At 47.4% G+C, this 22,310-nt stretch carries 24 protein-coding genes, 1 tRNA gene and 1 rRNA gene; 15 read left to right on the forward strand and 11 right to left on the reverse strand.

Features of this window, described 5'->3' with window-relative positions:
- The 4 genes from rrf to L5M29_RS19975 all read left to right on the forward strand — a co-directional run.
- Positions 1–106: ribosomal RNA gene (gene rrf / locus L5M29_RS19960) — 5S ribosomal RNA — on the forward strand; the annotation flags it as partial.
- Between the two features lie 36 nt (positions 107–142).
- Positions 143–219, forward strand: a tRNA-Asp gene (locus L5M29_RS19965).
- Positions 220–586: 367 nt separating this feature from the next.
- Positions 587–1,099: a DUF1993 family protein gene (locus L5M29_RS19970; RefSeq protein WP_063885021.1), complete on the forward strand. Its 513-nt coding sequence runs from the start codon at positions 587–589 to the stop codon at positions 1,097–1,099.
- 411 nt (positions 1,100–1,510) lie between these two features.
- Positions 1,511–1,720: a hypothetical protein gene (locus L5M29_RS19975; RefSeq protein WP_105251048.1), complete on the forward strand. Its 210-nt coding sequence runs from the start codon at positions 1,511–1,513 to the stop codon at positions 1,718–1,720.
- A gap of 97 nt (positions 1,721–1,817) precedes the next feature.
- On the opposite strand, the gene L5M29_RS19980 is transcribed toward L5M29_RS19975, so the two are convergent.
- The 7 genes from L5M29_RS19980 to L5M29_RS20010 all read right to left on the reverse strand — a co-directional run bounded on the left by L5M29_RS19980 (position 1,818) and on the right by L5M29_RS20010 (position 6,377).
- A complete protein-coding gene (locus tag L5M29_RS19980) occupies positions 1,818–2,294 on the reverse strand; it encodes a GNAT family N-acetyltransferase (RefSeq protein ID WP_263169654.1) in 477 nt (158 codons plus the stop codon).
- A 102-nt stretch (positions 2,295–2,396) separates the two neighbouring features.
- Positions 2,397–3,713 carry a sensor histidine kinase gene (locus tag L5M29_RS19985; protein WP_263169656.1) on the reverse strand — a complete coding sequence of 439 codons (1,317 nt, stop codon included), beginning with the start codon at positions 3,711–3,713 and terminating at the stop codon, positions 2,397–2,399.
- 4 nt (positions 3,714–3,717) lie between these two features.
- Positions 3,718–4,377, reverse strand: coding sequence for a response regulator transcription factor (locus tag L5M29_RS19990; protein ID WP_011787606.1), 660 nt, complete (start codon positions 4,375–4,377; stop codon positions 3,718–3,720).
- Positions 4,377–4,643 carry a PepSY domain-containing protein gene (locus L5M29_RS19995; protein WP_105251051.1) on the reverse strand — a complete coding sequence of 89 codons (267 nt, stop codon included), beginning with the start codon at positions 4,641–4,643 and terminating at the stop codon, positions 4,377–4,379. The genes L5M29_RS19990 and L5M29_RS19995 overlap by 1 nt, the downstream gene beginning before the upstream one ends.
- Positions 4,636–5,199: a diheme cytochrome c gene (locus L5M29_RS20000; RefSeq protein WP_263169658.1), complete on the reverse strand. Its 564-nt coding sequence runs from the start codon at positions 5,197–5,199 to the stop codon at positions 4,636–4,638. Before L5M29_RS20000 ends, L5M29_RS19995 begins: the two co-directional genes overlap by 8 nt.
- A 90-nt stretch (positions 5,200–5,289) precedes the next feature.
- A complete protein-coding gene (locus L5M29_RS20005; RefSeq protein ID WP_259524463.1) occupies positions 5,290–5,736 on the reverse strand; it encodes a DUF1924 domain-containing protein in 447 nt (148 codons plus the stop codon).
- Between the two features lie 53 nt (positions 5,737–5,789).
- Entirely contained in the window at positions 5,790–6,377 is a 588-nt protein-coding gene (locus L5M29_RS20010; RefSeq protein ID WP_263169661.1) for a cytochrome b/b6 domain-containing protein, read from the reverse strand.
- Positions 6,378–6,593: 216 nt separating this feature from the next.
- Between L5M29_RS20010 and L5M29_RS20015 the strand changes: the two genes are divergently transcribed.
- Together L5M29_RS20015 and L5M29_RS20020 are read left to right on the forward strand one after the other, a co-directional pair.
- Entirely contained in the window at positions 6,594–7,049 is a 456-nt protein-coding gene (locus tag L5M29_RS20015; protein ID WP_107949738.1) for a DUF2809 domain-containing protein, read from the forward strand.
- Positions 7,050–7,116: 67 nt separating this feature from the next.
- On the forward strand, positions 7,117–7,620 hold the full coding sequence (locus tag L5M29_RS20020; protein WP_263169663.1) for a hypothetical protein: 504 nt from the start codon (positions 7,117–7,119) through the stop codon (positions 7,618–7,620).
- On the opposite strand, the gene L5M29_RS20025 is transcribed toward L5M29_RS20020, so the two are convergent.
- A complete protein-coding gene (locus tag L5M29_RS20025) occupies positions 7,617–8,540 on the reverse strand; it encodes a LysR family transcriptional regulator (RefSeq protein ID WP_263169667.1) in 924 nt (307 codons plus the stop codon). The two genes, L5M29_RS20020 and L5M29_RS20025, sit on opposite strands and share 4 nt — an antisense overlap.
- A 138-nt stretch (positions 8,541–8,678) precedes the next feature.
- Here L5M29_RS20025 and L5M29_RS20030 point away from each other — a divergent pair, with 138 nt between their 5' ends.
- On the forward strand, positions 8,679–9,440 hold the full coding sequence (locus tag L5M29_RS20030; protein ID WP_263169670.1) for an SDR family NAD(P)-dependent oxidoreductase: 762 nt from the start codon (positions 8,679–8,681) through the stop codon (positions 9,438–9,440).
- A gap of 216 nt (positions 9,441–9,656) precedes the next feature.
- Here L5M29_RS20030 and L5M29_RS20035 read toward each other — a convergent pair whose 3' ends face one another.
- Entirely contained in the window at positions 9,657–11,177 is a 1,521-nt protein-coding gene (locus L5M29_RS20035) for an aldehyde dehydrogenase family protein (RefSeq protein WP_006079725.1), read from the reverse strand.
- Positions 11,178–11,438: 261 nt separating this feature from the next.
- Between L5M29_RS20035 and L5M29_RS20040 the strand changes: the two genes are divergently transcribed.
- From L5M29_RS20040 to L5M29_RS20055, 4 genes are all read left to right on the forward strand, one after another.
- A complete protein-coding gene (locus L5M29_RS20040; protein ID WP_263169673.1) occupies positions 11,439–13,412 on the forward strand; it encodes a sigma-54-dependent Fis family transcriptional regulator in 1,974 nt (657 codons plus the stop codon).
- A gap of 283 nt (positions 13,413–13,695) precedes the next feature.
- A complete protein-coding gene (locus L5M29_RS20045; RefSeq protein WP_113941374.1) occupies positions 13,696–15,216 on the forward strand; it encodes a catalase in 1,521 nt (506 codons plus the stop codon).
- 177 nt (positions 15,217–15,393) lie between these two features.
- Positions 15,394–15,912, forward strand: coding sequence for an ankyrin repeat domain-containing protein (locus L5M29_RS20050; RefSeq protein ID WP_263169675.1), 519 nt, complete (start codon positions 15,394–15,396; stop codon positions 15,910–15,912).
- Between the two features lie 173 nt (positions 15,913–16,085).
- Positions 16,086–17,066, forward strand: a complete 981-nt coding sequence (locus tag L5M29_RS20055) for an MDR family oxidoreductase (protein ID WP_263164923.1) — start codon at positions 16,086–16,088, stop codon at positions 17,064–17,066.
- A 93-nt stretch (positions 17,067–17,159) separates the two neighbouring features.
- Here L5M29_RS20055 and L5M29_RS20060 read toward each other — a convergent pair whose 3' ends face one another.
- Positions 17,160–18,509, reverse strand: coding sequence for an ATP-binding protein (locus L5M29_RS20060; protein ID WP_113941371.1), 1,350 nt, complete (start codon positions 18,507–18,509; stop codon positions 17,160–17,162).
- A gap of 14 nt (positions 18,510–18,523) precedes the next feature.
- Positions 18,524–19,210, reverse strand: a complete 687-nt coding sequence (locus tag L5M29_RS20065; RefSeq protein WP_105251061.1) for a response regulator — start codon at positions 19,208–19,210, stop codon at positions 18,524–18,526.
- Positions 19,211–19,494: 284 nt separating this feature from the next.
- On the opposite strand from L5M29_RS20065, the gene L5M29_RS20070 reads away from it, so the two are divergent.
- The 4 genes from L5M29_RS20070 (at position 19,495) to L5M29_RS20085 (ending at position 22,174) form a co-directional block, all read left to right on the forward strand.
- Entirely contained in the window at positions 19,495–20,004 is a 510-nt protein-coding gene (locus L5M29_RS20070; protein ID WP_263169678.1) for a Spy/CpxP family protein refolding chaperone, read from the forward strand.
- A 51-nt stretch (positions 20,005–20,055) separates the two neighbouring features.
- Positions 20,056–20,946, forward strand: a complete 891-nt coding sequence (locus tag L5M29_RS20075) for a cation diffusion facilitator family transporter (RefSeq protein WP_219251314.1) — start codon at positions 20,056–20,058, stop codon at positions 20,944–20,946.
- A 14-nt stretch (positions 20,947–20,960) separates the two neighbouring features.
- Positions 20,961–21,413 (forward strand): hypothetical protein, encoded by a 453-nt coding sequence (locus tag L5M29_RS20080; RefSeq protein ID WP_263169679.1) that lies wholly within the window; start codon positions 20,961–20,963, stop codon positions 21,411–21,413.
- Positions 21,414–21,622: 209 nt separating this feature from the next.
- Complete coding sequence (locus L5M29_RS20085; RefSeq protein ID WP_263169682.1) at positions 21,623–22,174, forward strand: porin family protein; 552 nt, start codon at positions 21,623–21,625, stop codon at positions 22,172–22,174.
- The last annotated feature ends 136 nt before the right edge of the window (positions 22,175–22,310 follow it).

A 22,310-nucleotide genomic window follows, 5' to 3' on the forward strand; every position in this document is an offset into this window, starting at 1 on the left:
ATAGCCTTGTGGAACCACCTGATCCCATCCCGAACTCAGAAGTGAAACGCAAACGCGCCGATGGTAGTGTGGGGTCTCCCCATGTGAGAGTAGGTCATCGCCAAGCGCCTAATTTAGGTTAACGTGTAGACGTTAAGCTAAAGGAGCGGTAGTTCAGTTGGTTAGAATACCGGCCTGTCACGCCGGGGGTCGCGGGTTCGAGTCCCGTCCGCTCCGCCAACATTAAGAGATAAGCCTCATCGAAAGATGAGGCTTTTTTCGTTATGGCGTCGCGGATAATCCGTCCCAGTGATGCTATCGCTCAAATGGTTATCGTCATAGCCGGCCATCCCAATTCCTACGAGTGTACGTTATTGTTATTCGGATCAGTCCGAGATAATTTTAATCTCTTAGCTTGTAGCTGACGCTCTATCCCTACAGGTAACGTCTATCTTTTTCTTGTCCTAATTGACTTAATATCGTTTATATTGAAGTATTTATTATTAAGCAGATACTTAAATTCCAAGAATGATTGAAATTGAGTAATTTGCCCCAAGATCGTCTTAAGTGCTGCAGTTTTGTAGCGTCCATCAATGAGGTCTATGCCATGCTTTATGATTTAACGGTTGTACAATTTAGCAAGATGCTGAAAAATTTAAGCGTTATTCTTGAAAAAGGCGAATGCTTCGCAAACCTCAAGAAAGTTGATATGGCGGTTCTTTTAAACTCACGTTTAGCGCCGGATCAATTCAATCTTATTCGCCAAGTTCAAATTGCCTGCGATACTGCCAAAATTGGCGTAGCACGTTTGACTGATAACTTAGATACAGTGCCAAAGCATGATGATAGCGAGACGACGCTGGCAGAGTTGCAAGCGCGTATTAGCTCAGTTTTGGATTATTTAGCAACGTTTAAAGCGGATGATTTTGCTAATGCGGCCACGATCCATGTCTCACAACCACGATGGGAAGGAAAATATCTTACAGGTTATGAGTTTGCCATTGAGCATGCTATTCCGAACATTTACTTCCATGTAACAACAGCCTACGCGATTTTGCGCCACAACGGTGTTGAAATTGGCAAGAAAGATTACCTCGGCGCTATGCCATATAAGTCGTAAATCTAGGCTAGATGTAGTACTGTTGCGTAGCCTAATTGTTGCGCAGCAGCGCTTTGCCGCTTGAGCTTACCAACCTTTCTGCATTACCACCTGTTCTTTCTCTACCTATGTTATGCCGCTTTGTCGCTGGAAATTTAGGACTCGTTAGGGTTCTGTTACGCTGATGAAGTCAATCAATACTCAGTTTTTCATTTCGACCTTACGTCTCGATTATTTTTATCCTGTTAGCATGTGATTTAATTTTGTTGGCTTAGGTAAATGATATGGGCCGTAAGTTTATGAGTCGCCAAATTATCTATTACTTAAATAGTGAATGGCGAATTGACTCATTATAAAGATGACCTGTTTGTTCGTTTTGAACAGGGATTTACTGGAAGAGCCTATTTAAGGTTCTAATTAAAGGAGTTAGCTATGTCTATCGAATCTCAAGCCGTCGAGAGTCCTACGGATGCAACGACAACTGATTTACCGATGAAGAGCAAGAAAGCAAAAAAAGCCGCCATTACCAGTGGTTTGCGCCTCAAAGACAAGTTGACCCAAGACACTCGCCGCCGAATTGAAATTCTGCACGAGCAACGCCAACTATCCAATCGTTTCGGCGTGGATATAGAAATTGACTAAAGCCATTGGCTTGTCGCTAAGTATTGGATATCACATTTAGATATTTAGCCCGCATGTACAGCTTCACGACGTCCGTCGTGGAGCTTGCTCTCTTAACTTAGTAACTTTGCTGACTCAATTCATACTCCATTATCGTGACCATCTCGCCCTTATAATCTTCACGTGAAATCATTGACCAACCCAGCGCTCGATAAAAATCGGCTTTATCTGCAGTAAACAAATAGATTTTCTGTAAACCAATTGCTCTAGCATGCTCAATGACGGCATTGACGAGCAACTTACCTAATCCTTTATTTCGATGGTTTGCATTCACATACACATTGGCGAGCCAAGGACTTAAGTCGGTTCGGCTGTCCATATCGGCGGCGATTAATGACGATGACCCCATTACTTGATTTGCCTGTTCGCAGATAAACATCTTAGGAATAGCTGCGTCAGTTAAATACTCGTTCATTTCCTCAATCAATGTAGTGACTGAAGCATCCGCAGAACTCAAATGTGCCCATGCTTGATGATGCCACTCCGCCAATTGTGGAATGTGTTGCGGGGCAGATTTTAGGTCGATAACTTTCATATAAATCTCTAGACTGATTGGTGAAAGGGATTTGAATGGGCAAATTATACCCTCTATTGGCTTGCATGAACTCAGTGGGCACAGGCCGAGTGAGTATACCGCTTAACTCGGGAGCGGCAGAAATATGCTGGCTTTAAGTCCGCCTTGTTTCGCATGGCTAAAACTGAGTTCGCCTTGATAACTGTCGACGATATCTTTGCAGATAGATAATCCTAAACCATGGCCCTGGATGCTTTCATCTAGCCGAATGCCGCGCTCAATGATAACGGACAGCGCGGCATCGGAGACGCCTTCGCCATCATCACTCACTTCTATCCCATAGCCTGTGGTTGGCACGTCCTGCTGACTAATACGGATCTCAATGTTCTTGCGGCCATGCTTGCAGGCATTATCCAGCAAGTTGCCTAAGAGTTCGAGTAAGTCATCCCGATCAAACGGCATCACTAAGCCGCTCGTGTAATGGCTATGAATAATGCGGTCTGGGTAAATGCGCTGCATCACTTGAATCAGTGGCGCTAGGTCGTCATCGAGCACAGTATAACGCCCTGGAGTGGACAGGCCGACAATCTTAGTGCGCTTAAGCTCTCTCTCGATGATGTGGTGCAGGTTTGCGAGCACTTTACTGCCCTCACTTCGCTGTTCAGGCGGAAGGCTTTCTAGGTAGGACTGCAGCCCTTGTAACGGACGTTTCATTTCGTGGGCCAAGTTACCCAAGGCATTACGGGAGCGTTGTACTCTTTGGCCCAATTGATTGACTAAGCGATCTATCTCTTCGATCAGTGGGACTATCTCGCTTGGCACTTGGTCAGGATTGATTTCTTGCCCTTGGGTGCGCATCTGCCGTATGGCTTCTGGCATCTGCTCTAAGGGTTTAAAGCCGCGTTTCAGTAGCTGATACTGCGCCATTAATAGAATAACAATCGTGAGCAACACGGCTGCGCTGGCAAAGGCTAAAAATTGCACTTGGGTTTGTTCGAGCTCGCTGATGTCTTCTGTCACCCACAGAGTAACTAATTGGTCATCTTTGATAACGGCCTGACTGAACATCAGCCAATGTTCTTTGCCGACAAACTCAGTGGCTTGGCGTTGTTCACCAGCGGTCAGCTTAAGCATGTTTACGTTATGGTCGAATAGGGAGCGTGAGCGCAGAGTTTGCTCGCCGATTTGAATTGCAAAATAATGCCCAGAATTAACCCTGTGGTACACATTGGGTAAACGGTCGGTGGTGAGCGCCCATGTGCCATCGGGATTATGATTCAGGGCGGAGATCAGGCTGTCGGCATCGTGTTGTAGACGCGAAGCGACAAAGTCTTGGGTTAATACTTGGATGCCTTGGTATAGAAAATACAGTAACAGCACCATGGCAAAGGTGAGCGTGATCAGCAGATTGCGCGTCAGATAACCCTTGAGTGAATACACGCCTTTACTCCTTGAGTCGATAACCTTGGCCGCGGCGGGTTTCGATATAATCCTTGCCTAAGCGCTGGCGCAGGCGGTTGACGTACACTTCGATGACATTGCTGTCTTTGATTTGATCTTCTTCGTAAATGCGTTCACTGAGCTCTGACTTAGAGACGATTTTGCTGGGATTGACCATTAAGTAATGCAGCAGACGATATTCAATCTTAGTCAGTTCTATCACTGCACCATCAACATTAGTGACGGCTTGTTTGTCGACATCGAGGGAGACGCCTGCATGCTGCAACACATTGTCGGCGCGGCCAAAGTGGCGGCGGATCAACACTTCGAGCCTTGCGAGTAGTTCTTCGATGTGAAAAGGCTTGCCGAGGTAATCATCGGCACCCGCCTTGAGGCCATCGACTCGCTCGTGCCAAGCATCGCGGGCGGTGAGGATCAGCACTGGCATGGCTAAGCCTTTTTGTCGCCATTGGCCGAGGACTTGTAGACCGGGTTTGCCGGGTAAACCGAGATCGAGGATCACGGCTTCGAAGTTTTCTTCTTCGCCTAAAAAGGCACCATCAATACCGTTATCGGCGTGCTCGACGGTATAACCCGCCTTGTTAAGGGCGGGAATGAGGCGCGCGACCAGATCGGTATCATCTTCAATCAATAGCAAACGCATCAGTCGACCTTTTCCTTTAGCCACTCGCCGGTTTTGGCGTCAATCTTGATTTCATACACTATGCCATCGTCACGAAGGATTTCGAGCTCGTAGATGATCCTTCCATGTTTTTGCTCGACTTCGAGATCGAGCAATCGTCCCTTTAGCCTTGATTCATAGCGTTGCATTATGGTGTCGAAGGGCAAAACCTTGCCCTCCTTAACCCACTCGACCACCTTGCTGGAAAGATCATCGTCGTGGGCATTGCAGCTTGGACTGCTAATCATCCCAACGGCCAAAGCCAGGAATATTAACGGTATCTTCATCGAATATGCCCTTCTCTGCGAGGTTGTGACAATTGCTGCATTGACTGAATGAGCCGACTTTGGGGTTATCTTGCACCATACGCCTTGGGATCTCATCGTGTTTGCGAATAAAAAATGCCTGTTCTGTGATCTTCTGCGGCCCCATTCCCGCGAGCAGTGGCGTGCTGTTTTTCATCACCTTACCATTTTGCGCCGCATGTTGAACCAGATATTCCTCAATTCTAGCAGTGACTTGAGGATCTAGACTGGCGTTGTCACCAAAGTGATTATCAAGATTTGCGGTAATGGCGCGCCACTTGTCGGCGGGTAGTAAGTTCGCGGGATAAGCCATGTGGCAGCTGCCACATTCTGCCGTATATTCCGCATTCTGTGGAATGGCGCGGGTGAGCTCGCGGCCATCGTTTGCATAGCCTGTGCCAGTTAAGGTTAGGCTGACACCGATAACGCCAATGGCTAATGCCGCAGCTGTGAGTGATGAACCTAAGAACCAGCTAATAGGGTGTGCTTGTTTAGTCATGACATCTTCCTTTTTGTGCCGTTACCTTCTGTGGAAGGTATTGAAATTAATTGATCTAATTGAATGAGTTATAAGGTCGAAATTTGGTGGTTATTGCAGGCTTAACCAGAGTAAGGCATCGCCTTTTTCCTGTGGCGTGCAGTCGCGTTTAAAGGTCCAGTTACAGTTACGGGTAAACCATTTCTCGATTTTGGCTGAGTCGGTTAACCGATCTGCGGTAATCGACGGCGCCATTGGGTCAATGGGTTTACGGGTGTTTTGGTGCATCCCCATGTCGGTGACTTTGGCGGTATGGCAACTGGCGCAGCTACGACCGTCCATGTCCTGTAACCAAAGCTTTTGTCCTGCGGCTGCGGTAAAGGGTCCAGCGCCTTGGGCTTGATAACTTTGCAGCTGCGTGCCAATACGCTCGGCGCTCAGTGGCAGGCTTTGCACTTTACTGTTGGCGGCGCTAACGCTGAGGCTAGTCAGCAGCAAGGTGGAAATCGCGACGATAGCAAGGCGACTTTTATTCGTGTGTCTGGTGAAACTGTTCATAGGGCATTCCTTTTGGGCTGGATGTCTTGTTGCTAAGCAAAATGGCTAATGGATTAATCTTCTTGTTCCACTGGGCGTTGTTTCTTGCCCGTGACCATGGCTCTGACTAAGTTTTCTTTGTGTAGCAGGCTGCTGACGATGACGCCGCCAACATGGATGACCACAAGGAACACTGTGAAGTTGGCAAAGAATTCATGGACTTCTTTTATGGCGCCTTCGGGCCAAGTGGCGAAAAAGCTTGTGGCTAATGGGCCGTGTCCGTCGGTGGCGTACAGTGCCATGCCTGAGAATCCCGTGATGGCGATGCTGGCAATCAAGGCCACTATCATCATTGCTCCAGCGGGGTTATGGCCTATGTAGTCTTTGGCTTTGCCTGTGATGAGCCCTTTGAGGTACACCAGCACTTCTTTAGGGCGAGTGATAAAGTTGCTAAAGCGCGCATAGTGGGTACCAATCACGCCCCACAGCAGACGAAACACCAGTAAAATTAAGACGCTGTAACCTGCGTAACTGTGGATGGTCATCCACTCGTCTTCGCCTTCAGTGAGGTAGGCTAAGGTGAAAAAGCCGACGAGAGACCAATGGAATATGCGGATCAACAGGTCCCAGACTTTGATGGTTTGCAGTGTGTTTGATGACATGGTGTGACGCTCCTAAGTGGGTTTAGGTGTAGGCTACTTAACCCAAACTTAAACCTCGCTTAAATTTTGAGGGGCGAACATTTAGTGAATTGGTGGCGTTAAGTGGCGCGCTTGCCTGGGTGACGAGCCTTAAATATCAACGAAGGCTCGCTTGTTAACCTCTTGGTATTACGGTAAATTCTGCCACCTCAACCGAGTGAAGGGACTAACTTATCTATGTCTACCGCCGTTATTCGCGCTTTCATCAGCCGCAATCCGAGTCGTAAATCCTTTTTTATTTATGCGGTTTTATTATTTTTGACTGAAGTCTTAATCGCTTTATATGCGCCTGCGGGTTTTATTCGTGGTTTTGTGGGCGATGTATTGGTGGTGATCTTACTGTTTTGCATGGTGCGGGCTGTCGTTCCTCTAGCAGTCAATTCGGTCGCCAATAGTAAAGACGAGGGCATTAAGCGCTTATTTCAAACTCCTTGGCTGGCGTTTGCGGTATTGCTGTTTGCCTTTGCTATCGAGTTTGGCCAGTATTGGGGTTTAGTCGACAAGCTAGGCTTGGGCGGAAATCGCTTGGCGCGGATAGTGATAGGTAGCCATTTTGATCCACTCGATCTCGTGGCATATTTTGTCGGTTACTTGATCTTATTGGGCTGCTATTGGAAAAGCCCCCAGTCCTAGTGATTTGAATCCGCAAGAGCCACGCGACGTGTGTTTTCGCGGACAGGCGAGATAAGTGGGGTAAAGGATGCAACCGATAACGGCATTTTCACTGCTAACAGCACGTACTGATGGACTTGAGCCTAATCCACTGAAAATGCCTTTGTATTTCAATGGCCAACATACTCATACCTTTATTGCTGGTCGAGTGATTGAAGGCCAATATCGCTGCGTTTTACCCAATAAAACCTCGGGGTATCTGGTCATCACTTCTTTTGATTGTCCCTTCGAAGAATCAACCGAGTTTAGCCTGCTTGATGAAGCGTTTAAGCTCATTGCGACGACATCTTTGGCGCAAATGTATGATTCATTTTTACTGCACTCACACTGGCCCATAGCCGATAACCGCTTGCGACTGCACTATTACGGTCAGTTTGTGCTGGATTTAGTCATTACTGCGGGCAGCTCTTGGTTAACAACTCGGCCGAAACTTAAGCTGATTGAAGTTGTTGATCCCCAAAGCGATCCGCAAACGGCCGCCGCTATGGCCGAATTGGATCAGCGTTTAGCAGCCATCGAAAAGTCCCTTTAATGTGGGATTAAAAACGGCGTCATCTGCTGATTTAACCATGCCATAAAGACTTGCAGGCGTTTGGATAAGTGCCGCCTGTGTGGGTAGAGCAAGCTTACAGGCATGGGCGGCGCAGGGTAATTTGGCAGGATCTCGACCAACTCGCCAGTGTGTAAATACTTAGCCACCCCTATGCTGGGCACTTGAATGATCCCCAACCCCGCCAAGCAGGCTGAGCCATAGGCATCGGCATTATTGACCGTAATCAATTTAGGCAGTTGGATAGTAAGGTTCGCTTGATGAGTGTGGGGATCTTGATATTCAAAGCCTGAGTCAGTGCCACCTAATTGGCTTACGTAATGGACGAGTTTGTGGTTGTGTTGGGTCAAATCTTCAAGGCTTTCGGGTCTACCGTATTTGGCAATGTAGGCTGGGCTGACACAGTTCTGCATCTTAAAATGCCCCAGCTTTTTCGCTATTAATCCTTCTTGCTGCACACTGCCGACCCTAATCACACAATCGAACCCTTCGGCAATGACATCCACCTTACGATCTGTGCTGCTCAGTTCAAGCTCGATATGCGGATATTGCTCAATAAATTCAGCCAGTTTTGGGAGCACTAAGTTGCGGGCAATGCCCGTCGACATATCGACTCTGAGCCGTCCCGACACTTGCTCGGCTTGTAGTTGGAACAGGCTTTCTAATTCTTGAAATTCCGCCAGTAAGCTTTTACAGCGCTCGTAACAGCTCTGACCATCTTGGGTTAAGCGTACCGTCCGCGTGGTGCGTTGTAACAAGCGCGCACCTAGAAAGGTTTCGAACTGCGCCACCACATTCGACACATGGGTTTTCGATAGACCTAAGCTGACGCTTGCTTGGGTAAAGCTTTGTAATTCAGCGACCCGCATAAAAATTTGCATGGCTTGCAGTCTATCTTGCACGGCGATTGTCCTTTATTGGCTAACAGTCTTAGCATTTATAGTGTGTTTATCTCGTTAATTGCAAGTAATAAGCTGTGTGCAGTTAATTAGGCCTCAAGGCTTAGGTTTCACTTCCAGCGACGATTATAAGGACTGACCATGAATACGACTCCAATTGCACTTATTACTGGCGCTAGCCGCGGTTTAGGTAAAAACACGGCCCTGAAATTAGCGGCTCAGGGAATAGATATTATCCTGACCTATCAAACGAATGCTGCAGCGGCCGCTGAAGTGGTTGCCGAGATTGAATGGCTGGGACGCAAAGCGGTAGCACTGCAGCTGGATGTGAGCGATAGCGGCTCATTTGCCGAGTTTGCCACTCAAGTGAGCACTGTATTAGCCCAGACTTGGCAGCGGGAGTCGTTTAACTATTTGATTAACAATGCTGGTATCGGGATTCATGTGCCTATGGCGGAAACCAGTATTGAACAGTTCGATACCTTGATGAACATCCACGTCAAAGGACCGTTCTTTTTGACGCAAACCTTATTGCCGCAGCTGATTGATGGGGGAAGCATTGTCAATATTTCCACCGGCTTAACACGTTTTGCGATTCCCGGATTTGGCGCGTATGCCACTATGAAGGGCGCGGTCGAAACTATGACTAAGTATTGGGCGAAGGAGTTAGGCCCGAGGGGTATTCGGGTCAATGTGCTTGCCCCTGGGGCGATTGAAACAGATTTTGGCGGCGGTGCTGTACGGGATAATGAACAGATGAATCAGTTTTTAGCGCAGCAAACTGCGTTAGGACGTGTGGGTTTACCGGATGACATCGGCGGCGCGATTAGTGCCTTGCTATCGCCTGCGGCTGCTTGGATTAATGCCCAGCGTATCGAAGCCTCAGGTGGTATGTTTCTGTAAGTGCTTTTTGTGTAACCATTTGATTTATTAATATGTGAGGCAGAAACAAAGAGAGGGCGAATCGCCCTTTCTTATTTATGTGACTTCTGCACAGCAATCACTGCTAATACACCATTTTCAACAACGCTTAGCTGCAACCGCTAAGAACAACTGCTGTAGAAGGTTAGAGACGTCCTTTATAGAAAGTATCTTAGATAAATCTCCTAACAAAGCCCCTTAGAAGAAACCCAGTGGATTCACATCGTAACTTACCAAGAGATTCTTGGTATTTTGATAATGGTTGAGCATCATCTTATGGGTTTCGCGGCCAATACCGGATTTTTTGTATCCGCCAAAAGCGGCATGGGCAGGATAGGCGTGGTAACAGTTAATCCAAACGCGGCCCGCTTGAATGCCGCGTCCCATACGTTGTGCCGTGTTCATATCCCGCGTCCACACACCAGCGCCTAAGCCATACTCAGTATCGTTAGCGATCGCTAAGGCTTCGGCTTCATCTTTGAAGGTGGTGACCGAAATCACAGGGCCGAAGATTTCCTCTTGGAAGATACGCATCTTATTGTGGCCTTTCATAATCGTCGGGCTGATGTAATAACCTTCGCTTTGGCCGCCATCGAGTTGGCAAAGTGTGCCGCCCAGTAGCACTTCTGCACCTTCAGCCTTACCTATGGCTAAGTAGCTTAAGATTTTATCGAACTGTTCTTTAGAGGCTTGAGCGCCAACTTGAGTGTCGGTATCTAAGGGATCGCCTTGCTTAATGGTTTGCGCACGGGCGAGCACTTTCTCGATAAAGCGATCGAAAATCGATTCTTGGACTAGCACCCGAGATGGGCAGGTACAGACTTCACCTTGGTTAAAGAAGGCCAGTAACATGCCTTCGACGGCCTTATTTAAATATTCGTCTTCATGGTCCATCACATCGGCAAAAAACACGTTAGGCGATTTGCCGCCAAGCTCAACGGTCGATGGAATTAAGGATTCGGCGGCGCATTTTAAAATGTGATAACCAATTTCTGTAGAGCCCGTAAACGCAAGCTTAGCAATGCGTTTGCTGGTGGCCAGAGCTTGTCCCGCCTCCGCGCCAAAGCCGTTGACTACGTTAAGAATGCCCGCGGGTAATAGGTCTTCAATCAGCTCGAGTAATACCAGAATCGATACTGGTGTTTGCTCCGCAGGCTTGAGTACTACACAGTTACCCGCAGCTAACGCTGGAGCGATTTTCCATGCCGCCATCAAGAGCGGGAAGTTCCAAGGAATGATCTGGCCGACTACGCCCAAAGGTTCTGGGAAGTGATAGCTGACTGTGTTGCCGTCGATATCGGCGGCGCTGCCTTCCTGTGCGCGGATACAACCGGCAAAGTAGCGGAAGTGATCGACGAATAAGGGCAAGTCGGCGTTTAAGGTTTCACGCACCGCTTTACCGTTTTCCCAGGTTTCGGCTACGGCTAAATATTCGAGATTTTGCTCGACCCGATCGGCAATGCGCAGTAACAGGTTTGAGCGTTCGGTGACTGAGGTTTTACCCCATGCTTCTTTCGCTGCGTGGGCGGCATCTAGCGCTAATTCAATATCTTGGGCATCGGATCGCGGGATTTGGCAAAAGTTTTGGCCATTCACGGGTGAGCGATTGTCGAAGTATTTGCCATTGACTGGGGCGACCCATTTACCGCCGATAAAGTTGGCATATTTTTCTTTGAAGTTAACGATTGCGCCTGCGGTTCCGGGTTGAGCATAAATCATAGAATCATTCCTTCTTGTTGATTAGCTTAGTGTTCTCTAACGTAACACTTGAGACTTGCATACCTAAGGTGCATCGCAAGGAGGGTGCCAAACTGGCAAGAGTTGTACACTTGTTGTGCTAACAGTATGATGAAAAGCTAATTTTGCAGATTTGAAACAGTGTGGGCACTCAGGGAGAGAGGTGTGTCCTGTGGTCACTTTGTCATCGAACGGCACACTGCAACTGTGCCGAAACGGAACACAGCTCGGGGGAGCACGGCTATGGCAGTTAAACCGCATTTACCATCGACACAGGCGTGGTTGGCCGATTCGTGGCAGCGCAGCATTGGCGCTGGCTTGTCAGAATTTCAGTTACCCCAAGAGCTTAGGCTCGACGCCAGCGAACTTAAGCAGAAACATGAGCAATATCAAATGCTCATTGCATTAGTGCAATCCCATGCTTTGCCCTTGTTCAATCAGTTGATGGCGCATTCTAATAGCCGACTCTTGCTCTCCGATGCCGAGGGTTATGTGCTTAGGCACTGGGGCGTGAGCCGCTACTCCACAAAATTGGCGGACGTGGCTTTGGATATCGGGGTGAATTGGCTCGAACAGCACAAGGGCACCAATGCGATAGGGACGGCACTCACAGCCAAGCAAGCAGTATCTGTAGTGGGTGAGCAGCATTTTATTCGTCAGAATCGTTTTATGAGTTGCACCGCCTGCCCGATATTTTCTCCCCAAGGTGAGATGCTCGGGGTGATAGATATCACCAGTGAGCAGCAAAGACACACTCAGCAGACGCTGATGTTAGTGTCGAGCTTGGCGCAGCAGGTCGAGACCGCGCTCTTGTGTCACTTGCCCGATAGCCATTATCGAATCGATTTAGCGGCGCAGCCAAATTTACTGAATTCGGGTTGGCAGGGCATAGTGATTGCCGACAGCGATGGTCGCATTGTGGGTTGCAATCCCATGGCGAAACAATTGCTTAACCATGCTAAGGTCGGCGATGCCGTCGAGCAGTACTTAGGCGATAATTGGAGCCGTGCGGGTGGCTTTAATCAGCATTTAGACTTGCATCTACAGACTCAGCCCTTAAATATTCCCAACGCCAAGAGTCGGGTAGCGATGAGCAATAAATCGCTCACTCAACTGGGCGTGCGATTTCGCGATCCTCAACTTGAGCGCGCATGGCAACATGCCAATAAGGTGATCACCAAGCAAATTCCGCTGTTAGTGCTCGGAGAAACCGGCGTCGGTAAAGAGCAGTTTGTTAAAAAGCTCCACGCCCAGAGTGTGCGTCGCAGCGAGCCCTTAGTGGCGGTGAACTGTGCGGCATTGCCTGCAGAGTTAGTCGAATCTGAACTCTTTGGTTATCAGGCAGGCGCTTTTACTGGAGCAAACCGCACTGGATTTATCGGCAAAATTCGCCAAGCCCACGGCGGTTTTTTGTTTTTAGATGAAATAGGTGAAATGCCGCTGGCGGCACAGAGTCGTTTACTCAGGGTATTGCAGGAGCGCGAAGTGGTGCCCGTTGGCAGTAATCAAAGTTTTAAAGTTGATATCCAAATCATTGCCGCGACCCATATGGATTTAGAGCAACAAGTGGCGCAGGGGCTGTTTCGGCAGGATTTATTCTATCGGTTAAATGGCTTGCAAGTGCGTTTGCCTGCGCTGCGGGAGCGGCAGGATATCGAGCGCATTATCCATAAATTGCATCGTAAACATCGCATTGCGCCGCAGGCGATCTGCCCTGAACTGTTAGGACAGATGATGCAACACGACTGGCCCGGCAATTTGCGTGAGCTGGATAACCTCATGCAAGTCGCTTGCTTGATGGCTGAAGGGGATGACACCCTAACTTGGCAGCATTTACCCGATTATCTTGCACAAAAATTAGCGGGCGCTCCGTTATCAGTGGCTCCGTTAAATGCACAGCTGTTAAACACACAGCTGTTAAACACACAGCTGTTAAATGAAGAGCAGCCATTAGGTGAAGAGGTTAAAACCGGTCAAAACTCTGCATCACATCCGCTGGCTGGCAAAGTTGTGAGTGGCAAAGTTACAAGTGGCAACATTGCGGCGCAGCCAACTGCCACCGCGGTTCAATCGGATTCTCTCCACGAGGCGATTTATAGCAATGTGCTGCAGGCATACCAAGCCTGTGATGGCAATGTGAGCCAATGCGCCAAGCGTTTGGGGATCAGTCGTAATGCCTTGTATCGTCGATTAAAACAGATGGGACTTAAGGGTTAATATTAGCTCGCGGCGCTTATCAGTAAGTGTAATAAACAACGCAAAGCTCGCTTATCACACCCATGACTAACCAACTCGCAATGGACTAAAACTGTGAGATTTTAGTCCATAAACTCAGATTTCGGAGTCAGGTAAAATGAGGTCTTGTTGTAGCTTATTCATGCCTAATAGGTTTTATTGATTCATATAATCGATAAAGATCCTTTCTTTTAATTATAAATTCAGAACTATACTGCGGGCAGGCAGAAAAGAGCTTGGCGTTATGCATAGAAGAGGAACTGTTATGCATCTTACTAAAAGCCTTTTAATTATTTCTATGGGTCTGACATTGAATGTGCAGGCTCAAACTTTACCAACAAATACCCTGACACGTGACAATGGTGCACCTGTGGGTGATAACCAAAACTCGACCACTGCGGGCAGTAATGGCAGCGTGTTATTGCAAGATGTGCAGCTTATCCAGAAGCTACAACGCTTTGCCCGTGAACGTATTCCTGAGCGTGTCGTCCACGCCAGAGGCACAGGTGTCCATGGTGAATTTGTATCGAGTGGCGATTTTAGCAACCTAACCCAAGCGGCACCCTTTGCACAAAAAGGTAAAGTGACACCCGTATTTGTGCGCTTTTCTACCGTGATCCACTCAAAAGGTTCACCAGAAACGCTGCGTGATCCCCGTGGGTTTGCGACCAAATTTTATTCGGACCAAGGTAACTGGGACTTAGTAGGTAATAACTTACCCGTATTCTTCATTCGCGATGCGATCAAGTTTCCTGACATGGTGCATTCACTCAAACCATCGCCAGTGACTAATATGCAAGATCCGAATCGTTTCTTCGATTTTTTCAGTCACGAAGCGGGTTCAACCCATATGTTGACTCAGGTTTACAGTAACTTAGGTGTACCTGCCAGTTATCGTGAAATGGACGGTTTCGGTGTGCATGCGTACAAATTTGTGAATCGAGATAACCAAGTTAAATACGTGAAATTTAACTGGAAGAGTCTGCAAGGTGTTAAAGGCTTACGTCCCGATGAAGTGGTTAAAGTCCAAGGGCAAAACTTTAACCATTTAACCGATGATCTTTATAGTGAGATCAACAAGGGTAACTATCCTAAGTGGGATCTTTACGTTCAATTACTCGACCCGACTGAGCTTAATAAGTTTGATTACAACCCACTAGACGCCACTAAGGTGTGGCTAGATGTGCCAGAACAAAAAGTGGGCACTATGACGCTGAACCGCATGCCTGCAAACTTCTTCCAAGAGACTGAGCAAGCGGCATTTGCGCCATCGAATTTGATCCCTGGGATTGAGCCTTCGGAAGACAGATTACTGCAAGGCCGTATGTTCTCCTACGCCGATACTCAGCTGTATCGACTCGGCGCGAATTTGTCGCAATTGCCGATTAATAAACCCTTAGTGGCGGTGGCAAACCACAACCAAGAAGGTGCGGGCAATATGGGGCATACCCAGTCCGATGTGAACTATCAACCGAGCGTACATTTAGCCTTGGCCGAAGATAATCGTTATCGTGCGGTAACGACTGCGCTGACGGGGACTGTGCAACAAACGGCTATTAGCAAGCAGGATAACTTTAGCCAAGCGGGCGTCTTTTATCGCAGCTTGAGCAAGCAAGATAGAGCAGATCTGATCACTAACTTGGCCGGTGACTTAGGCAAAGTGAACGATACCAATGTGAAACATCAGATGCTCAGTCACTTTTATCGTGCAGACCCAGAGTTTGGTGAGCGTTTAACCAAGGCCGTAAAGGGTGATCTGGCCGACGTTAAACAGCGTTCAATCTGATGTCGTTATTTTTAGGACTGTTTTGGTCGCAGAGATTTGCGCGTTAACAGTCCGAACCTAGTAAGTCCCGCAAGACGTAAACAAGCTCTTTTCTGCCCAGTTTAAGAGGGCGTCTTGCGGGCATTTTGTCACGTCTCATTGTTTAAATCTCTATTTTAGCTGTGCTGGGAGCCATTGATGAAACACACTATTGCTATCTTATTATTGATTATTGTGGCCCTGAGTATGTCGGTGGCAATGGGGGCGGGTTCGCTTCAAGCGCCATTGGTTACACCCACAACTGTCAGTCAAACGGACGAGCCCGATACCGCACAAGTACAATTGCTGGTGGACTACTTTTTTGCTGCAGCGCGTACCGGCGATATCACAGTGCTTGAGCATTTTCTCGATGCGGGCTTCCCTATTGACCAGAGAAATAGTCAAACCTATACCGCGCTAATGGTGGCGGCCTATAACGGCCAAGAGGCTGCAACGGATTTATTGCTTGAGCATGGTGCTAATGCTTGTTTGCAAGATAAGCGTGGTAATACGGCAATGATGGGCGCAGTGATTAAGGCCGAATTCACTATCGTAAAGCGGCTATACGCGAAAGAATGCGATGCGAACCTAACGAATAATGCCGGAATGACCTTGACTGAGTTTGCCCGCTACTGGGGTCAAAGCGGCGCTTTACAGCAGGCGAGTTTAAAGCAATAAAGACGCTAGATCTTGCCATCTCTTGCGCTCGATCACTCTGGGTCATTATCTTTAATCTGTTTAGATCTCAGCATTTACTATTAGCAATAAGTCTGCTTGTTAATGATGTCTATGCCTTTTATGGTAACTTTTTGAATATCGTTTAATACGGTTTGGCCTTCGGAGAGCGATTTATGTTTGATGCCTTACTACTGACGCAAGAAGATAAACGTACGTTTGCTCAAGTTTCACAAATCACAGAAGCTGATTTGCCAGAAGGGGAAGTCTTGGTTGATGTCGCCTATTCCTCGCTGAATTATAAAGATGGTTTAGCTGTTACTGGTGCTGGCAAAATCATTCGTCAGTTTCCTATGGTACCAGGCATCGATTTTGCGGGCGTGGTGCGCGAATCGACTGATGCGAGATACCAAGTTGGCGATCAGGTGATTTTGACGGGCTGGGGCGTGGGCGAAAACCACTGGGGTGGTATGGCGCAAAAAGCGCGAGTTAAAGCCGACTGGCTAGTGCCCATGCCGCAAGGTTGTGATGCCGCTAAATCCATGATGATAGGTACGGCCGGGCTTACGGCTATGTTGTGCGTGCAAGCGCTGCAACAGGCTGGGATAACACCGCAAAGTGGGGATATTCTTGTCACAGGTGCCAGTGGTGGTGTGGGTTCTGTGGCGGTGACTTTGCTCGCCAATGCTGGCTATCGTGTGGTCGCCTGCAGTGGTCGAGTTGAACAGAATGCGCCTTTATTGAAGGAGCTTGGCGCCGCAGAAGTGATTGATCGCAGTGAGCTTGAACAAGATGCTAAGCCGCTTGAGGCGCAGCGCTGGGCGGGTGTGGTCGATACCGTTGGCAACAAGATCCTCGCCAAAGCATTAGCGCAAATGCAATACGGTGGTGCAGCCGCTATCTGTGGTTTAGCGGGCGGTTTTGCATTACCTACAACCGTTATGCCGTTTATTTTACGGGGTGTTAGCCTACTGGGAATCGACTCCGTTTCTTGTCCATTTGAGAAGCGAAAAGCGGCGTGGGAAGCTGTGATTAAAGCACTACCCGAACATTTTTATCAGCAAGCTTGTCAGCAGATATCACTGGCAGAGGTGCCTGATTTCGCGAATAAAATTATCCAAGGCCAAGTCACTGGACGTGTATTAGTTAAGCTGTAATCCCGTTTCCTACGTTTTAACACGATGGCAACACTGAGGTGTTGCCAATTACGACTAATTAGTTCTGCCTCCTGTACTTGTTCTTCATATCGGCTATTTCGGCAGTGTAATCGTCACTTTAAGGCCCGTTGGTATACGGTTCTCGGCTTTAATCTTACCTTTGTGGGCGGTAATCGCCGCTTCAGTGATTGCCAGCCCAAGTCCCCAGCCGCCACTTTCTCTCTGTCTTGCCGAGTCGGGGCGGTAGAAAGGTTTAAAAATGGCATCGAGTTCGGCGGCATCTATGCCAGGTCCATCGTCTTTTATGGTAATTTGTACTTGATCAGCCGTCGCACTCGCCTGCAGGTGAATATCGCTTGCGGCATAACGGATCGCGTTACGCAGCAGGTTTTCAATCGCGCGGGAAAGTGATTTAGGAAAATGCGCTAACTCAATTTCTTCATCGATATCGATAGTAATGCTTTTACCTTGCTGTTCTGCTTCAAATTCCGCATCGTCCAATACTTGGCTCAGGGATTCGGCCAAGCCTAAATGTACTTTAGTTTCGTTAGTACTGAGCTTGACCCGCGAGAGCTCTAACAATTCACTGATAAGTTTTTCGAGTTGCTCAGCTTCATAACCTATGCGTTCCGTTTCGGTGGTCTGCTGACCTTTTTTACGGGCGAGGGCAAGGGATAACTGTAGCCGCGTCAATGGGGTGCGTAGTTCATGGGAAATATCCCCCATGAGCCGCTGCTGATTATTAACCATAGCTTCGATGGAGTCGGCCATGCTGTTAAAAGCCGTGGCGAGCTGACCAATTTCATCGTTGCGCTGAGTGGTGGACTTATCGACTCGGTGACTTAAGTCGCCCTCTGCGAGGGCATTAGCACTCTTTTTAAGTGAATTTAATGCCTTACCTAAATGCCACGCGAGCAAGCCACATAATAATCCCGAAAGGAAAATCGCTAGGCTTAAGGTTAATAACTTATTTTCGGCGAAGAAGAAGAACCAAGGCCGTGGATGGTTATCTGGTAGGCGACCATAAAGTGAATAGGTTTCAGCGCCCAGATTAAATTGATAGGGACCAAACACCAGCTCATCTTTAAACTGATGGCTAATCGGTTGTTTTTCTTCATCTGCCATCAGCATAAAGCTGCGTACACCGCGACTCACCCTATGGGTGTTGATCACTTGGCCTTGGCTGTTGACAAGATAGACCCGCAGAGGTTTGCCTTCCATGTCTCTGTGTCTTTCCCAGCGCCGAAGAAAATCGGATTCCAGTAGGGCGGGGTTTTCTTGAATGCGCTTAGCTATCGTCGATAGGACTTTTTCAAGGTGAGGTGGCAGTGGCGCACGGTCGTGATTTTGTTGCAGCAATGGTAGCAGACCCACTAAGGCAATTATTAGCGAGCTGCAAAGCCAAAATCCGAGCAATAATTTGATAAATAAACGATTAGGCACAGTCGATACCGCCGTTATGGAAGCCAAATATAACCTTTGCCACGGATGGTTTTCACCCTTGGCCGACCATCGCTACGCTCGGGGAGTTTTTTACGTAGATTCGATAAATGCATGTCCAAGCTGCGATCGAAGGGCATGAGTTTTTTGCCGAGCACTTTCTCGTTTAGCTCTTCCTTGTTCATCAACTCTCCAGCGTGTAGTGCTAGGGTGTGCAGTAGAGTGAATTCAGTGCCTGTGAGTATGATTAATTGCTCATTACAGTAAGCTTCTTGGCGCGATGGATCTAAGCGCAGATCGCCAAACTCTTGGGCGGGCGCGGCATGGATTTCTTGGGTTGTTAAGTTCGAACGACGAATAATGGCGCGGATACGGGCAATTAATTCTCTGTCATTAAATGGTTTTGGCAGGTAATCGTCGGCGCCTATCTCAAGCCCAACTACGCGATCGATTTCATCGCCGCGGGCGGTCAACATTAATACTGGGGTTTGTTTATGTTGGCGCAGTGCGCGTAGCACTTCAAAACCGTTTAATTTAGGTAGCATTACATCGAGTAGGATCAGATCGTAATCTGCAGTCAGTGCCAGATCTAAACCTTGTTTACCGTCGTAGGCCAAGGTTAATTGAAACCCTTCTAACTCGAGCAGTTGCCCTAGTAGCTCAGATAAACCCAGATCGTCATCGATTAATAATATCCGACTCATACTGTTCCTTAATCTCTGTAATGTGGCCTCGTGTGCCAGTTTATCATAGGCACTTTTAGCGCTTTGGCTGAGTATACCTGTTTTGATGTCAATTGCTGTGTAGCAATGTAAGCCAAAGTAAAGAATAGAGTTATTGCCGCAACTTTACAGTGATTTACTCAGGCAACGTCCTCACTTACATATAGGGGTTTAGACTGGCAGGGTCGAAAGTGACTCGGCTTAAAAGGGTCGTCACTGTGTCTTATTACTTGCCATATTAAAGTTGAACCATCGAGGTTAACACTATGAAAACATTATCACCTTTGAAAGCGAGCCTGTTTGCCATTCTAGCGAGTTCTGCGGTTTTCGCGACGGCAGTTAATGCAGCACCTAAGGATGCTGGCTGCGACTTCTCTAAATCTGAATTCCATAAAGGCGACCGCATGGAACATGGCGGCCGACATATGGACCATGGTGGCATGCATCGTATGTTTGAAGGGCTCGATTTAACGGATGCCCAGAAAGCTGACGTCAAAAAGTTGTTTGCCGATCAGAAAGCCACGCGCGCTGATAATCGTCCAACGAAAGAGGAACGTTTGGCACATCGCACTGAGATGCAGGCCTTAATTACCGCGCCTAGTTTTGATGAAACACAAGCAAAGGCACTGATGAGTGAGCAGCAAGAGCAGCGTCAAACTCAAGCCATTGAACGTATGAAGCTGCATAATCAAATATTTAATCTGCTGACACCAGAGCAGCAAGCTAAGTTTAAAGCGCGATTTGAAGCACAAGCTGGTAAAGAACCTCGCGGTTAAGCGTCTTAGCTGATATACAATAGGGTCATAGCTTCCCAAGATAGATCCCTTATGACTCAAACTTCCCAATACGATTTTTGGGTCAAACTGGCTAGCCGCGCTTCCGTGGCTACCGCTTTGATCCTTATTCTTATCAAGATGTTCGCTTGGCTTTATTCCGGCTCTGCCAGTATGTTGGCATCTTTGACGGATTCCTTTGCCGATGCTCTCGCTTCTATTATCAATTTTATTGCCATTCGTTACGCGCTTGTGCCGCCGGATCATGACCACAGATATGGCCATGGTAAGGCTGAGCCGTTAGCATCTCTAGCGCAATCCGCCTTTATTATGGGCTCCGCATTTTTATTACTGTTCTATGGTGGCGAGCGTCTATTAACACCTGTTCCGGTTGAAAATGCCACCATAGGTGTAGTTGTTTCTATCATAGCGATTGTGATGACGTTAGCTTTAGTCATGTTGCAGAAACGCGCATTAGCGGCGACAAAAAGTACTGTGGTTGAAGCTGATTCGCTGCACTATAAATCAGATTTATTCCTTAATGGTGCGGTATTGTTGGCACTAGTCTTAGCGCAATACGGTTGGTGGTGGGCTGACGGTTTATTTGCGGTAATGATTGCATTTTATATTGGTCATCAAGCCTTTGGCTTAGGTTATCGCTCAATTCAAGCCTTGTTAGACAGAGAGCTAGACGAAGAAACTCGCCAGCAAATCACGCAAATCGCGATGGAAGATCCACGGGTGCAAGGGCTGCATGATTTACGCACTCGTCAAGCAGGCAAAACTGTTTTTATTCAATTTCATTTAGAACTCGATGGCAATTTGAGTTTGAATGAAGCCCACAATATTGCCGATACAACAGGGATAAGAGTCAAAGCCGCCTTCGAAGATGCTGAGGTGATTATTCACCAAGATCCGGTTAAACCTGATGTAAACGAAACATAAATTAAGGGCAAGCTATGGCATGGATGCAGAAGCAAAGTCACAGATGGGATCATTCCACTCGATTGATATGCCGCTATCATAGGCTATCGACTCGCTTTGAGTTGATAGCCGAATCTGTGATTTCTGACATTAGCATTCCTATGAATACAGAAATCATGCTCCTGATGGAACAGAAACCTTCGATAGTAAATCAAGCGGATAGTACCGTATCTCCTGTGATAGCGGGGGCTTGGAGTCAGTTAGTCCTGCGTAAACATCTTTATTACCTACCGCAGAAAATTGATCTCGACATTGCTAACCAAGCTTATCGAGTCCATGTCTGGCCATTATTTCTTTGGCGTACACGTATTACTTGTGTGGCGTCTGGCAGAGTTGTCGTATCCGAATGTTTGGATGTGAGAAGGCGTCGTTCCCTCATCCGTTGGCTATATGCAAGTTTTATAGGATTGTTGCGGGTGCTAAGTTAAAGCCGTTAATGATTTTAGATATAAAAAGATAATGTCTAAAGTGAGAATGATTTCCCTCTATAAATATCAACTATAGCTTTCGTTTTCGACTCAAGCTGAATAAATGCTGTACGGCTAGTATTTTGCTCATTTAAACGATGACACCCCAGATCTGCTTATTGTAATATCCACGCCGTTTAATACTTTCGTTAAATCATTAGGGAATTATGATGAAAAAATTATCAATTGTTGCCGCTGCTTTATTATCTGCATTTGTGGCGACTCAAGTCTCTGCTGCAACCGACACAACTGGCTTTTATGTGGGCGGAGCCCTCAATAAAGTGACTGTCGATGTTTTAGATGAATCAGAGTCGGGTACTGGCTTTGGCATTTACGGTGGTTACAACTTCAATGAGTGGTTTGGTTTAGAAGCTAACCTGTTCGCCACTGGAGATCTTGGCGACAGAGATGTTGATATAGGTGCAGGCGCATTAAGCTTCACGCCTAAATTTACCGCACAAATCAATGATATCTTCTCTGCTTATGCGAAAGTGGGCATCGCTTCTATGGCGCTGGTGATTGATGACGGCTCCGATGATGAAGACTTCACCGGTTTCGGTTGGACCTATGGTGTTGGCGTTAATGCGGCGGTAACAGAGCACTTAAATATCCGCGTAAGCTACGATGTGACTACGGGTGATCTAGAAGCAGATCGTCACAACTCTATAGATATCGACACTGATATTAAACAGTTTGCTGTGGGTCTGCATTATCAGTTCTAATTCTGCTTGGGCTAGTGGTCGTCATGTTAGTTAGCACAATCTAGATATAAAAAAGGGATATGTGAATATCCCTTTTTTGTTGCTTAAGGTTAATGCGTTTGTATAGTTAGCCTTGATGAGAACGTTATTTTATCTA

Source organism: Shewanella sp. SM95, from assembly GCF_025653595.1.
Taxonomy (GTDB): Bacteria; Pseudomonadota; Gammaproteobacteria; order Enterobacterales; family Shewanellaceae; genus Shewanella; species Shewanella oncorhynchi.